At 46.9% G+C, this 14,258-nt stretch carries 10 protein-coding genes and 1 other RNA gene; 8 read left to right on the plus strand and 3 right to left on the minus strand.

Translation table 11 applies throughout. The features are described from left to right. The first annotated feature begins 430 nt into the window (after positions 1-430). Positions 431-973, plus strand: a complete 543-nt coding sequence (gene ampD / locus ACNKW2_RS16275) for a 1,6-anhydro-N-acetylmuramyl-L-alanine amidase AmpD (RefSeq protein WP_419149503.1) — start codon at positions 431-433, stop codon at positions 971-973. Positions 974-979: 6 nt separating this feature from the next. After that, positions 980-1,831 (plus strand): beta-lactamase regulator AmpE, encoded by an 852-nt coding sequence (gene ampE / locus ACNKW2_RS16280; protein WP_419149505.1) that lies wholly within the window; start codon positions 980-982, stop codon positions 1,829-1,831. Positions 1,832-1,852: 21 nt separating this feature from the next. Here the strand turns inward: ampE and ACNKW2_RS16285 are convergent, their stop codons facing one another. Then, positions 1,853-4,354: a PilZ domain-containing protein gene (locus ACNKW2_RS16285; protein ID WP_419149507.1), complete on the minus strand. Its 2,502-nt coding sequence runs from the start codon at positions 4,352-4,354 to the stop codon at positions 1,853-1,855. Between the two features lie 128 nt (positions 4,355-4,482). On the opposite strand from ACNKW2_RS16285, the gene radA reads away from it, so the two are divergent. Both radA and ACNKW2_RS16295 read left to right on the plus strand, forming a co-directional pair. After that, a complete protein-coding gene (gene radA, locus ACNKW2_RS16290; RefSeq protein WP_419149508.1) occupies positions 4,483-5,853 on the plus strand; it encodes a DNA repair protein RadA in 1,371 nt (456 codons plus the stop codon). A gap of 16 nt (positions 5,854-5,869) precedes the next feature. Next, positions 5,870-6,793 (plus strand): DUF945 family protein, encoded by a 924-nt coding sequence (locus tag ACNKW2_RS16295; protein WP_419149509.1) that lies wholly within the window; start codon positions 5,870-5,872, stop codon positions 6,791-6,793. A 1,149-nt stretch (positions 6,794-7,942) separates the two neighbouring features. Here the strand turns inward: ACNKW2_RS16295 and ssrS are convergent. Further along, positions 7,943-8,125, minus strand: a non-coding RNA gene (gene ssrS, locus ACNKW2_RS16300) — 6S RNA. A gap of 281 nt (positions 8,126-8,406) precedes the next feature. On the opposite strand from ssrS, the gene ACNKW2_RS16305 reads away from it, so the two are divergent. Genes ACNKW2_RS16305 through ACNKW2_RS16320 form a run of 4 tightly spaced genes read left to right on the plus strand, consistent with a single transcriptional unit; the run spans position 8,407 to position 12,647 of the window. Then, on the plus strand, positions 8,407-8,970 hold the full coding sequence (locus ACNKW2_RS16305; protein WP_336567198.1) for a UPF0149 family protein: 564 nt from the start codon (positions 8,407-8,409) through the stop codon (positions 8,968-8,970). Positions 8,971-8,972: 2 nt separating this feature from the next. Further along, positions 8,973-10,283 carry a Xaa-Pro aminopeptidase gene (gene pepP / locus ACNKW2_RS16310; RefSeq protein WP_419149510.1) on the plus strand — a complete coding sequence of 437 codons (1,311 nt, stop codon included), beginning with the start codon at positions 8,973-8,975 and terminating at the stop codon, positions 10,281-10,283. Between the two features lie 12 nt (positions 10,284-10,295). After that, positions 10,296-11,468: a 2-octaprenyl-6-methoxyphenyl hydroxylase gene (ubiH, locus tag ACNKW2_RS16315; protein WP_419149511.1), complete on the plus strand. Its 1,173-nt coding sequence runs from the start codon at positions 10,296-10,298 to the stop codon at positions 11,466-11,468. Between the two features lie 9 nt (positions 11,469-11,477). Further along, a complete protein-coding gene (locus ACNKW2_RS16320; protein ID WP_419149512.1) occupies positions 11,478-12,647 on the plus strand; it encodes an FAD-dependent oxidoreductase in 1,170 nt (389 codons plus the stop codon). 994 nt (positions 12,648-13,641) lie between these two features. Here the strand turns inward: ACNKW2_RS16320 and ACNKW2_RS16325 are convergent. Continuing rightward, positions 13,642-14,109, minus strand: coding sequence for an REP-associated tyrosine transposase (locus ACNKW2_RS16325; protein WP_419149513.1), 468 nt, complete (start codon positions 14,107-14,109; stop codon positions 13,642-13,644). Positions 14,110-14,258 lie beyond the last annotated feature (149 nt).

A 14,258-nucleotide genomic window follows, 5' to 3' on the forward strand; every position in this document is an offset into this window, starting at 1 on the left:
CGCTTTTGGCCATAAACATCGCGGGGTAAACCCGCGCCTACATTCTATGATATTGACAAAGGGCCTGCTGTAGGCGCAGCTTTATGCAGCGCTTTTAGCTATAAATATCGCGGGGTAAACCCGCGCCTACATTCTATGATATTGGCAAAGGGCCTGATGTAGGCGCTACTTTATGTAGCGCTTTTGGCCATAAACATCGCGGGGTAAACCCGCGCCTACATTCTATGATATTGGCAAAGGGCCTGCTGTAGGCGCAGCTTTATGCAGCGCTAAAAAGCCAAAGTGGTTGGAGCAGTGTGCTAAGGGGCTGGTACTATGCCTTTGGCGATTTATTTCTCTGTTTATAAGCGCTTAAGTCCATGACAGTGGCTATTTTTTGTTGTTCTTTGCCTTTATACTAAAACCAAATTTAGCGCTTGGGACTAATACATTGCATTGGCTTCCTTTTGCAGAGCAAAAAAATTCTCCACATTATGATGAGCGCCCCGAAGGCTGCGCGATAGACTTGCTGGTGATCCACAATATCTCTTTGCCGGCGGGATGTTTTGGCACACCTTATATCGATGACCTGTTTATGGGCGTTATCGATTGTGAGGCACACCCTAGTTTTACCGATTTGGCAGACGTTCGGGTTTCTGCTCATTGTGTTATTCGCCGCGATGGCAGCATTACTCAATATGTGCCTTTTAGTGCGCGGGCTTGGCATGCTGGAGTGTCTGAGTTTCAGGGCCGAACGCGGTGCAATGACTTTGCCATTGGCATTGAGATGGAAGGCACCGACACCTCTGCCTACACTGAGCAGCAGTATCAAAGCTTGGTGCGGGTTACGGCTTGGCTGCAGCAGCACTACCCAACGATTAACAAAGAGCGTATTGTGGGGCATAGTGATATTGCACCCGGACGCAAAACCGACCCTGGACCTGCATTTGATTGGCAGCATTACTTCACCTTGTTACAACACCATGAGAGCTAAGCGGCTATGATTTTAATATCCATTATTATTGCACTGATTATTGAGCGACTTGGCGCCAAAGCAAACTATTGGCAAATAGAGCATTATTTGCAGGAGTATTTAGCCAGAACTAAATCCATGGTGGCTAAAAATGGAGTATTAGGGTCGCCTTTGGGTACCATGATCTGGCTGGTGTTACCTGCCTTGGCGATTGCGCTTATTTATAGCATCAGTGATTTTGTGTTTTGGCAATTTGCCGTCAATATTGCGGTGTTGTTGGTGTGTTTTGGCTGCGCCAAGTATCGTAAACTGTATAAAGGCTATTTGAATGCCCTCACTCGTGGTGATAACGAAGCGGCTACTCTGTATGCGCTGCAAATGGGGCAAGATAAGCTAGAAAACGAACCCGGTGGTGAAACCTTTGGTCAAACCTTGGCGTGGATTAACTTTCAGCATTATTGCACAGTGATATTCTGGTTTGTCGCCCTAGGCGCTCCAGGAGCGGTGCTGTATGCCATGGTAAGGCAAATAGTGCATTGGCAACAAGAGCAAGAACAGCCCGCATTTAGTCATCTAGCAGAGCAATTTTGCAGCTTGTTTTATTGGTTAAACTGGTTGCCTGCGAGAATTGCCAGCTTCGGCTTTTTAATTATCGGCAACTTTTCTAATGGCACTTCGTGTTGGCTAAAGTATGCCTTTGATTTTAGAACCACAAACCGCAAAGTAGTCACCAGCACTGCATTGGCGGCGGAACAAATAGAGCAGCAATTTCTTGGTTGTACCTTTGAAGCCAGCTGTATGATGCGCTTAGTAAAGCGCAACATTCTGTTTTATTTGGTGATTATTGCCGTACTGACGCTATTTGGTTGGGTGGCTTAAAGGTATATGTTGCTGTGGAGGCTAACCCTTATAATTAGCCTCAAGCCAGTCTTGTTTTCGCTGCGTCATGTCTTCCACTAGAATGTCTTCGACTTTAATATTGCTGGCAATATAGTCACTGACGTCGACCAGATCGCACACTCCAGTAATGGCCCACAGCGCCTCTTCTAAATCTTTTGCCTTGTGGATGGCATAGTGGCTGATGTATTTCAGTTCATTGGCTAGGTAATCCATGTCTGGGCGACCCGTTTTCGACACATAGAGCTGATAAACAAACAAAATATCTCGACGCATGGCTTTTTTAGCAAACAAATACAAGCTATCGAGGGACTCGCCATCGGCAATAACTTGCGCTTTAATTGCTTCGTGTTGATCTGCCTTTTGCGGGTCGAAGCGAATAAATAAAAGGTACTTCAATGGCTTATCTTGCCGTGATTGCCCTTTTAGTACTTCGGTTAACTTCTCTTCCACGAAGCGCTCAGGGAAGAGCGATTTAGCATCTAAGGTGTTGTCGTTATTTTTACTAAAAGAATGCAATATTTGATGCAAAGAAGAAGGGTAGAGCCCTTGGCCAATCGCGCCAACGGTGTTGTGGGCGGTTTCCTTGTGTAAATACAACGGGAATTGACACACCGATTTGGTAACCATGTTGCGCAGTGCTGTCGACAGTCCTGGGATTTTAGGGGCTTCTTCACACGGAACTAGTTTATTCTTATTGTTATCAATCAACACCTTAAAGAATGACATTGCGCTGTGATCCATATCGCCAATTTTTTGCACTTTTAAATTGATAATGGTCTTGGCTTTATTCACCGCCATTACTTCATAACGCAAATTGGTTAGGTCATGTTTTTTCGTCAGCCGTTGCAAGTCGACTAAATCTAAGTGAATGGTGTCGCCTTTGCTAATCTCCACCGGTTCATTGCACTCAACTTGCAGGCCCATTACAGAAAAGTCTCGAGTCTTGCCACTAAAGCTGCCTAAGCCATCAATGTGCACGGTGACATGGGTTTTATATAAATAACGTCGGTGTGCTCTTAAGTTAACGTAATCTAACGCCACGCGCTCAATAACAGGTGGAGTGTTGGCTTTGCCATGACCAAATCTTTTCAATTGGTTTACTAATGATGGCTCATAGCTCAGCTCTTGGTATTGCTCGGTAACATAGCTGCAGGTAATGTCGGTAAGGAGCATCAGGTATTTTACATCCTGAATAAAGCCTTGCACCCGAGGCGTGGGGCGCTTATTGAGCTTTTCAACACTTTTGCCTGCACTTGCCGGCAGCGAAAGTGGGATAAAGGCGTCTTCATGGTGACTGGGCATAAGTTGCACTTTAAAGCTGCGCCAGCTGTCTTTTTTGCTACCAAAGGCGAAGAACAGCGCACGAAGTTGCTGCATTTCTTCTAGATCATGTTCAAGCGCAGAGTAAAAGTAAATTTTGCCATTACTTGAGTGGGTAAATACATGACAAATGGCTTCTTTGACGGCATTTGGCTGTGCAATCAGCTTTTGTAAGCGCTTATGATTGAAGACAGAATACAAACAAGAATGTTTTTTCTCATCCTCAAAGTAATAACTCACTGGTGCATTGTTTTCATTGGTTAATACCATCGTCGGTAAAAGCGCTTTTTGCTTTTCGCTAATAAAAACAAATAATGAGCACACCCGTGGCAAATAGTATTGCTCGTAGCCTTTACAAATCACCGCATCGAGGGTGTTATCTAAATTGATTTTGTAACGCCGTTTGTTGCCGTGAATAAAGCTATTTAGAAAGTCATCAAAGCCTGGGTTTTTCTCAACAAAGGTGCGCTTTAGGCGCACATGGTTGTAATCGGCGGTGCCTTTCTCAACGGCCACTACTTCGTATTGAATACCTTCTTTTAATCCCAGCTCAAAATCTTGCTCAAGCCCGACTAAACGGATGGAAATCAATTGTCCTGGAGTTGTTTTTTGGTTAATTGGCAGCTTGATTTTGGCGCCGCTGAGCGAAATGTCTGAGGTAGTGGCTGCAACGGGGGGGCTATTTTTTGCCAGTTCTACAGTAATTTTAATGGAATAATTCATCCGCTCTTCTGAGCGGCTCTCATAAGAGGCAAAGCGAATTAACTTGGTGTAGTTATGATTGTCGGCTTGTTGTTCTTCTTCTTGCTCTCGCACCTCGGCTTGGCGCTTCATTACCTTGTAGTTATTTTCGGTGTTCATAACGGCTTCGTAAACCGCTAAGGTATAGCCGCCATGTTTTGCCACTTCGCGTTCAAACACCCCAATGGCGACATCGTCCATAAAGTGCTGTTTGCCATCGTATTCGTAGGGTTTCACTTGGCCTGAAACTTGACCGCGCAAGTCAATAAAACGCGCCACAGGCTGCGACAGCCGCGACATTTCCATTTTTAATAGAAATTGGTCGGGCTTTGAAAGGTCCGCGGTACGTTGCTTAAATATGCGCCCAAAAGCAGGATCGCCAAGGTCCTGTTTTAAATCGTCTATCAAGCGTTGATATTTTTGTAATCTATCTTCAGGCATAAACGGTTTTTATAGCACTCTTTTTATTCAACCCGTTGGGTCACCGCCAATATTATGTCAACATTGGCGCTTAATTAGTTTATTCTTAACCTATTGTGTTGGTTAAGCAAGATATATACCTGTAATTTATGGCAAAAAAGAAAACAGCATTTGTATGCAGTGATTGTGGAGCGGAATTCGCCCGTTGGCAAGGGCAATGTTCCGAATGTAAAGCATGGAACACGGTCACAGAGTTTCGTGTACCTTCAGTAAAAGCAGTCCCACAGGGTGGCTCGACCTCAGGGTACGCCGGTTTGGTCGAGGCAAAGGTGCAAACTCTTGATGAGGTTAACCTCGAGCAATTGCCACGATTTTCTACTGGTTTTAAAGAGTTTGACCGCGTGTTAGGCGGCGGCGTAGTTCCAGGAAGCGCAATACTCATCGGTGGTAGCCCAGGTGCAGGTAAAAGCACGGTATTACTTCAAACCATGTGCCGCTTGGCTGAAACCATGGGCACTTTATACGTTACCGGTGAAGAATCGCTGCAGCAGGTGGCCATGCGCGCCAATCGCTTAGGCTTGCCAACCAATAAGTTAAAAACGCTAGCCGAAACCAACGTCGAAAGCATTTGTCAGTTGGCACTGCGGGAAAAGCCCAGCATTATGGTGATTGACTCCATTCAAGTGATGCACATGAGTGATATCCAGTCGGCGCCAGGAAGTGTGTCTCAAGTGCGTGAAAGTGCAGCCTATTTAACGCGCTTTGCCAAGCAAAATCAGGTGGCCATCATCATGGTTGGCCACGTTACTAAGGACGGCACCTTAGCAGGGCCAAAAGTACTTGAGCACTGTATTGACTGTTCTATTTTGTTGGAGGGCAGTACCGACAGCCGTTTTCGTACCCTGAGAGGGAATAAAAACCGCTTTGGCGCGGTGAACGAGCTGGGGGTGTTTGCCATGACAGGGCAGGGCCTTAAAGAAGTGAGCAACCCATCGGCCATCTTCCTTAATCGCGGCGAGGCACAAACGCCTGGCTCATTGGTGATGGTGATCTGGGAAGGCACACGCCCCTTATTGGTAGAGGTGCAGGCGCTGGTGGACTATTCGCAACTGGCTAACCCAAGAAGGGTGACGGTGGGGTTAGAACAAAACCGCTTAGCCATGCTGCTGGCGGTGTTACATCGCCATGGCGGCTTACAAGTGTCGGATCAAGACGTATTTGTTAACGTGGTTGGCGGGGTAAAAGTATCTGAAACCAGTGCCGACTTAGCGTTAATCGCTGCGTTAGTATCAAGTTTTAAAAACCAAGCACTCGATAGACAACTCGTGGTTTTTGGCGAAGTCGGCCTCGGCGGTGAAATACGCCCGGTACCCAGTGGCCAAGAGCGTTTAAGAGAGGCCTCAAAACATGGCTTTACGCGTGCTATTGTGCCTAAGGCAAATAAACCAAAAGAATCAATTGAAGGGATGGAAATTGTTGCTGTCTCAAGTCTCAGTGAAGCACTCGAGGCGCTTTTTTAAATAACGGAGTACGATTATGAATAAAGCCACCCTAGGTGTTGCTATTGTTGCTGTAGCGGGAGCTGCTTATGTTGGTGCAAATTACTATGCCAACCAACAGGTGGATCAGCAAGTGGCCAAGCAAGTGAGCAATTTTGAGAAAGACACCGGCTTTCAGGTGAGTTACGCAGACAGCTCAGTTGATTTATTTACCAGTGCGGTAGAGATCAACGATATCACTGTAACCGACCCAAATAACAACAGTGCTTTATTTACCGTAGATAAGGTACATGTGGTGGGCTATGAGCCAGATAAAATTAGCCCTTATACTGAATTTGACTTAATGGGCTTAAAGCTATCGGAGCAGGCAGCAGCAATGGCTGACAGTGTTTCACCTGAGCTGATGCAAGCGACCTACAACATTACCACCAGTTTGTCTTTCGATGAGCAAAGTGGCGACAGTGAGTTTAAGTTTGCCACCACCGCCGGTGATATTTTATCTACCTCGATGGACGTGGCCTTGGGTAACAGTAAAGCACTAATGACCGCCTCCCTTGAAGCGTCAAAAATGCCAGCAGAGCAAATGACCATGGAGCAGGAGCTGCAACTGCAAACCAAAATGATGCAAGCCATGCAGTCTCTGGAGTTACAGTCATTTCATTTTACTGTTAACAACCAAGGCAAATTAGCAGAGCTATTAGAGGGAGAGTTGGCGCATCAAGGTATGTCTAAAGCAGATTTTGAAGCAGCCCTAGAGCAACAATTTAACGTCATGATGTTGCCTGAGGAAATTAAAACGGCGTTTAAAGACTTCGCAGCAGGCATGCAGTCGTTAAACGTTTCCATCACCGCCACAGAAAAACAAAGTGTCATGGCCCTGGGGCAACAACTTGCCATGGGCATGCAAAGTAACCCTGAAATGCTTTCAGAGCTACTGGAAATAGAAGCCAGCGGTAAATAATAAAGCAGCGCCTACAACGGCTTTTTCACCGGTATAATTCGTGGTAGGCACGTTTTCACCATTATAGACTACGGGGTAGGCGCGGGTTTATCCCGCGATGTTTCACATCGCAAGCGCTGCATAAAGCAACGCCTACAACGTTTTTTTCATCAATATAATACGTGGTAGGTATGTTTTCACCATTACAGGCTACGGGATAGGCACGGGTTTATCCCGCGACGTTTCACATCGCAAGCGCTGTATAAAGCAGCGCCTACACCGAGATTACCAACAAGGTTTAACATGGGGTAGGCGCGGGTTTACCCCGCGATGTTTCATATCGAAAGCGCCGCATAAAGCAGCGCCTACAACGAGATTATCATCAAGGTTTCAAATGGGGTAGGCGCGGGTTTACCCCGCGATGTTTCACACCGCAAGCGCTGCATAAAGCAACGCCTACACCGAGATTACCAACAAGGTTTAACATGGGGTAGGCGCGGGTTTCCCCCGCGATGTTTCACATCGCATGCGCTGCATAAAGCAGCGCCTACAACGAGATTACCAACAAGGTTTAACATGGGTAGGCGCGGGTTTACCCCGCGATGTTTCACATCGCATGCGCTGCATAAAGCAACGCCTACAACGAGATTACCAACAAGGTTTAACATGGGGTAGGCGCGGGTTTATCCCGCGATGTTTCATATCGCAAGCGCCGCATAAAGCAGCGCCTACAACGAGATTATCATCAAGGTTTTAAATGGGGTAGGCGCGGGTTTCCCCCGCGATGTTTCACACCGCAAGCGCTGCATAAAGCAACGCCTACACCGATATTACCAACAAGGTTTAACATGGGTAGGCGCGGGTTTACCCCGCGATGTTTCACATCGCATGCGCTGCATAAAGCAGCGCCTACATAGGGGTTATCATCAAGATTTTAACGTAGGTAGGCACGGGCGTTGTTCTCGACTTTTAATCAATACCAATTAAGGTGTAGGCGCGGGTTCACCCCGCGATACTTTAAAGCATAATCACTGTGTTTAAACGCTCTTAAAGCGCGTATTGAAATATAAAAAACAAGGAAAAGGTATCGGTTCCCTTCGGGAATAACCTGAATTTATAACAAAAGATATTGAGACACGGCCACAGGTAATGCGACTGCAAAAAGAGAAGTTGTTCCCCGGCTTCGCGGATGCCGATGTCAGCCCTTGAACCCTGAGGTTCAAGGCGGAAAGCAACAGCCTACCGTAGGCTTCTCGGTGCATGCCGAGCTTGCTCAATAGTAGGCAAACTGCCATCCTAAACAAAATTTATCGGCTCAGGGACTTAATCAGCTGTCCTACGAGCTAGGGAACAATTACAGTATATAAAACATCTGGCGATCACGAAACCATAGTTAGCGAATTTCTCGACTAAGCGGGTGGTTTTTACCCGTATCGTGCAGTCACTAAACAATTATTCAAAAATGGTTTATTTTTCCATTGGGCTACAGTAAGCCATAATAAAAGCTCTGGTATTATCGAGTCAGCCATAAAACTCAGCAAATCCTCGTCCACCTTGATACCAATCATACAATTCGTTGGAGTTGCCTTGGCTGCAGTGGTAGCATTGTAGTATCAACTGCTTGGGAAAGTATCATGAGCGAATTCAAAGACTATCAGCAAACTCAGCTGCTCCTAGAACAACACGAAATATTTATCGCCCCAGCCGAAGTACATGGCACCATTTCGGGGCTATTAGCCTGCGGCCTTAACATTGAAGATGCCGAATACCTTGGCTTATTAAGCGATGTTTTTAACGACGGCCAGGCGTTCCCGAGTGCCATCAAATCAATGTGTATCGACTTGTACAAACAAGTGGCAGAGCACTTTAATGATGGCGAATTTCAGTTTGAACTGTTTTTACCGCCTGAAGATGAGTCATTGCACGACCAAGCTAATGCCTTAATTTCATGGGTGGCAGGCTTTTTACTGGGCTTTGGCTTAAAGCAAAAAGACTATGGTAAATTGTCTGCAGACGTCAAAGAAGTGATTAACGACTTTAGTGAAATCACCAAATTAGACACGACTTTCGACGACAGCGAAGAAGACAAAGAAGCGTTACATGAAGTAATTGAATATGTGCGTGTTTCAGTGCTGCTTTGTTTTGCTGAAATGGGTAAAGACACGCAACCCACCACCACTTCAAAAACCATACACTAATTATGATTAACAACAGTGAATTTGTCGCGCGTCGAGCGCGTTTAATGGCCAACTTAGATAATAACGCTGTGGCAATTATTCCGGCTGCTGTGGAGCTTACCCGTAGCCGTGATACCGAGTTTCCATTTCGCCAAGACAGTGACTTCTTTTACCTAACTGGGTTTAAAGAGCCTGATGCGGTGCTGGTGTTAAACAAAGACCGTGATGGCCACACTCAATCAACATTATTTTGCCGCAACAAAGATAAAGTGGCGGAAATTTGGCATGGCCGCCGCATGGGATTTGAGCAAGCCAAAAGCCAACTGCAGCTCGACCAAACTTATGCCCTAACCGAGCTCGATGAGCAGCTACAGGAGTTGGTGAATGGCCGCAAGGTGTTGTTTTATGGCCAAGGCACCTATCCCGCATTCGATGACAAAGTATGGCAGTTGCTAAATACCTTACGCAGCGCTCCTAAGCGCGGTTACCGAGCACCGGAAATCATCAAAGACATTCGCCCACTGATTCATGAAATGCGCGTGTTTAAATCGCCAGCTGAAATCGAGGTAATGAGAAAGGCAGGTGAGATCAGCGCCGAGGCGCATAAACGAGCGATGCGCTTTGCTAAACCCGGAGCCACTGAATATCAACTCGAAGCCGAGTTACATCATCATTACGCCATGAATGGCGCGAGGCATCCGGCATATGGCACGATTGTTGGCAGCGGCATCAATGCCACCATTTTGCACTACACCGACAACTGCGATGATCTAAAAGACGGCGATTTAGTATTAATAGATTCTGGCTGCGAGCTGGAAGGGTATGCGGCAGATATCACCCGAACATTTCCTGTTAATGGTAAGTTTAGTGAGCCGCAACAGCGCATTTATAACCTAGTGTTAGAGGCTCAAGCCGCGGCATTTGCAGAAGTAAAACCCGGAGGCACACTAGTAAAAGCCAATAAAGCGGCCATGACAGTGCTGACCCAAGGGTTAGTGGATTTAGAAGTTTTATCTGGTGATGTTGATGAGCTGGTGGAAGCGCAAGCGTGTAAAGCGTTTTACATGCATGGCTTAGGTCATTGGCTAGGTTTAGATGTGCACGATGTTGGCGAGTATAAACTTGATGAAGCCGACAGAGCGTTTGAGCCCGGCATGGTGTTAACCATAGAGCCCGGTTTATATTTCGATGAAGACGCCCAAGTGCCTGAAGAGTATAAAGGTATTGGCATTCGCATTGAAGACGATTTGTTAGTGACGGAGTCGGGGTATGACAACCTCACCGAGTCGGTGCCAAAAACCATCGCAGAAATAGAAGCATTAATGAATAGCTAGTGAGCAAGTAGCGTGCAACAGTTTGATGTCGTCGTAATCGGCGGGGGAATGGCAGGAGCCAGCGCCGCCATTAGCATAAAAAAAGCTGCGCCAGAGGCACAAGTGGCGGTGGTTGAGGCCTATGCGCCAAAAGGCAAACAACACCCCAGTTTTGATGATCGCAGTATTGCGCTGGCCGCGCAGTCGGTGGCGTTTTTACAGCAACAGCAATTATTTAATCGCGATTGGCAATTTGCAGAGCCGATCACCCAAGTGCATGTGTCAGACCGTGGCCACTTTGGCAAAACCTGGATTAAACCAGAAGATTATGGCCAACAAGCACTGGGTTATGTGGTTGAAGTAAATCCCTATGGCGCTTTTTTACATCAGCAACTACAAAGCCACGACATTACTTTGTTTTGCCCGCAGCAAGTGAGCGAGTTACAGCAATACCTTGAACAAGTAACCCTAACGCTCGATGACGGCACTCAGCTCAGCAGTAGTTTATTAGTGGTGGCCGACGGTGCCCAGTCGCCTACTCGCAGTAAGCTGAATATTGCGTTTGACAGCCTAAGTTATGAGCAAGGCGCCTTAATTGCCAATGTTGAAGTGGCTGCACCCCATCAAGGTCATGCATTTGAACGCTTTACCGAGCAAGGACCCATGGCGCTGCTGCCAATGAGTGACAATCGTTATTCTTTAGTGTGGTGCATGGATAATGATCGCCTTAGTGACTACGCCGCCCTGCCTGCGGAACAATTTATTACTCAGCTGCAACAAGCGTTTGGCTATCGAGCTGGGCAATTTACGCAAGTGGGCATGCGCGCAACCTACCCATTGGTGCTTGGCCGCGTAGAGCAGCTAAGCCATCATCGCGTGGTGATCATTGGCAATGCCGCTCATGCCATTCATCCCATTGCCGGGCAGGGCTTCAATTTAGGGTTGCGAGATATACAAGTTTTGGTCTCACAATGTCAGGCATTTAGCATGGCGCAGTGGGGCAGTCATCAATTTACGCGTGCTTATCAACTGGCACGGGAGCAAGATATCAATACGGTAATGACATTAACCGATGCCCTCGTGCGATTATTTTCTAACTCATCGCGAAGCTTGGCTTTGGGCCGCAGTGTTGGCCTGTTAACCATGGCGCTATCAAAAACAGCAAGGGCTCCATTAGCCAAACAATTGATGGGATATAACGGTTAAGGAATTAGCATGCAACAAGTGCAAGTATGTATTGTAGGTGGTGGTTGTATTGGCCTGACTTTAGCATTAGGCCTGGCACAACAAGATATTTCGGTAATGGTCATCGATAGTGGCGATAAACCAGAGCCATTGGCAAGCGATTACAGCGCCAGAGTCAGTGCGATCAGTGCCACCAGTCAGGCGTTGTTTGAGCAGCTCGACGTTTGGCAAGCCATTTTGTCACAGCGAGCAACGCCATACACCCATATGGATGTTCGTGATAAAGATAGCTTTGGTAAAATTGCTTTTGATAGTCACGAGCTGGACTTGCCAGAGCTTGGCCATATTATTGAAAACGATGCCATTCGCTATGCATTGCTTGGCAAACTTGAAGCAGAGCCGAAAGCAACGCTGTTGTGGAATAACAAATACAAAAGCTTGCACCAAAGCGACAGCGAAGCGCTGATCACATTAGCAAGTGGTGAGCCGGTAATGGCGAAATTAGTGGTTGCCGCAGACGGTGCCCGCTCTGCCATTCGCCAGCAATGTAATATGCCGATCACCTATTGGGATTACGACCACCATGCTCTGGTGGCCACAGTAAGAACCCAAGAGCCACATCAAGCCACGGCCAGACAAGTGTTCTTGCCGGACGGCCCACTGGCATTTTTACCGCTCAATGAACCACATTATCACTCCATTGTGTGGTCAACATCTCCAGAGCGTGCCGCCGAGCTTAAAGCCATGGATGAAGCCGGGTTCAACAAAGCGTTAAGTGCTGCCATTGATATGCAATGCGGGGTGTGTGAAGTCATTGGAGAGCGCCATGTGTTTCCACTTACCATGCGCTACGCCAAACAATGGCTGCAAGGCAAAATCGTCTTGATGGGCGACGCCGCTCATACCATTCACCCATTGGCAGGCCTTGGCATGAACCTAGGACTGAAAGACGCCGCCACCCTTATCGGGCTGTTAAGCAAAGCAGACAAAGAGTTTGCCAGTCACAAAACCTTGCGCCAATATGAGCGCAGCAGAAAAGCCGATGCTCAAAAGCATATCGCCATGATGCAAGGGCTAAAAGAACTCTTTGCCGGCAATAACCCGTTGAAAAAGCTGGTTCGCGGCGTAGGCCTCAGCATGGTCGACAACCTCGGCCCAATCAAACACCTCTTTGCCAAAGAAGCCATCGGCGGGAAATAAAACATCGCCGCGTAAAGCGCCTCCCACAAAACAGATGGTTTGTTTCAGGTAGGCGCGGGTTAACCCCGCGATGTTTCACATCGCAAGCGCTGCATAAAGCAGCGCCTACAATCGGGGTTCATTAAGGTGCAACGTGGGGTAGGTGTGGGTGTTGTCCGCGATGTTTTAATCAATACCAATTAAGGGGTAGGCGCGGGTTTACCCCGCGATGTTTCACATCGCAATCGCTGCATAAAGCAGCGCCTACAACTGGGTTTTCATTAAGATGCAATGTGGGGTAGGCGCGGGTTTATCCCGCGATGTTTCACATCACAATCGCTGCATAAAGCAGCGCCTACAACCGAGTTTTCATTAAGATGTAATGTGAGGTAGGCGCGGGTTTACCCCGCGATGTTTCACATCGCAAGCGCAGCATAAAGCAGCGCCTACAACCGGATTTTCATTAAGGTGTAACGTGGGGGAGGCGCGGGTTTATCCCGCGATATTTCACATCACAATCGCTGCATAAAGCAGCGCCTACAACCGAGTTTTCATTAAGATGTAATGTGAGGTAGGCGCGGGTTTACCCCGCGATGTTTCACATCGCAAGCGCAGCATAAAGCAGCGCCTACAACCGGATTTTCATTAAGGTGTAACGTGGGGTAGGCGCGGGTTTATCCCGCGATATTCCACATCACAATCGCTGCATAAAAGCAGCGCCTACAACTGGGTTTTCATTAAGATGCAATGTGGGGTAGGTGCGGGTTTACTCCGCGATGTTTCACATCACAATCGCTGCATAAAGCAGCGCCTACACCTAGATTATCAACAAGTTTTAACATGGATTAGGCGCGGATATCGTCTGCGATTTTTAATTAATACCAACTAAGAGGTAGGCGCGGGTTTACCCCGCGATGTTTCACATCGCAATCGCTGCATAAAGCAGCGCCTACAACCGGGTTTTCATTAAGATGCAATGTGAGTGTAGGCGCGGGTTTATCCCGCGATGGCTTAATTACAGATCGCCAATGCCCTGATACAAATAAATGCAATTCCAATAAGGGTATTGGTCGATATTATTAACTAACTTTGCTCTCAAGGGATTGGCAACGATATATCTTGCTTGCGTCTTTAAGTCCCGTTCGTCAATTAAACAGGTATCGTAAAACCCTCTTTGCCAGACTTGATGAACATCGATAGCTCTTAACTTAGCTGCAACTCTTCCCTTTAGAGAACGTACAACACCTGACAATGAATCAATTGCTTGTAGCTGAAAAAGCAGATGTAAATGATCTGGCATCAGCGTGTAGGCAATAAGTTTTATTGCCCCGTCATATTCAAGCTGATAAACCTCATGAATCGTGATCTGGTTAACTCTAAATTGGTTAAATATTTTTGCTCGATTTTTACTGCATAAAGTGACTGAATAATGATGATAAGGCGCAGAATAGCGGCCCTTAAGTAACTTACTTGAGTCTGGCATCGCTCTTTCCTTAAGCTATGGTATGGAATTTAACTATAGAACATAATCGCTGCATAAAGCAGCGCCTACAATCGGGTTTTCATTAAGGTGTAATGTGGGTTGGGCGCGGGTGTTGTCCGCGATTTTTTAATCAATACCAATTAAGGGGT

It is taken from the genome of Pseudoalteromonas 'SMAR', assembly GCF_048515945.1.
Lineage (GTDB): Bacteria > Pseudomonadota > Gammaproteobacteria > Enterobacterales > Alteromonadaceae > Pseudoalteromonas.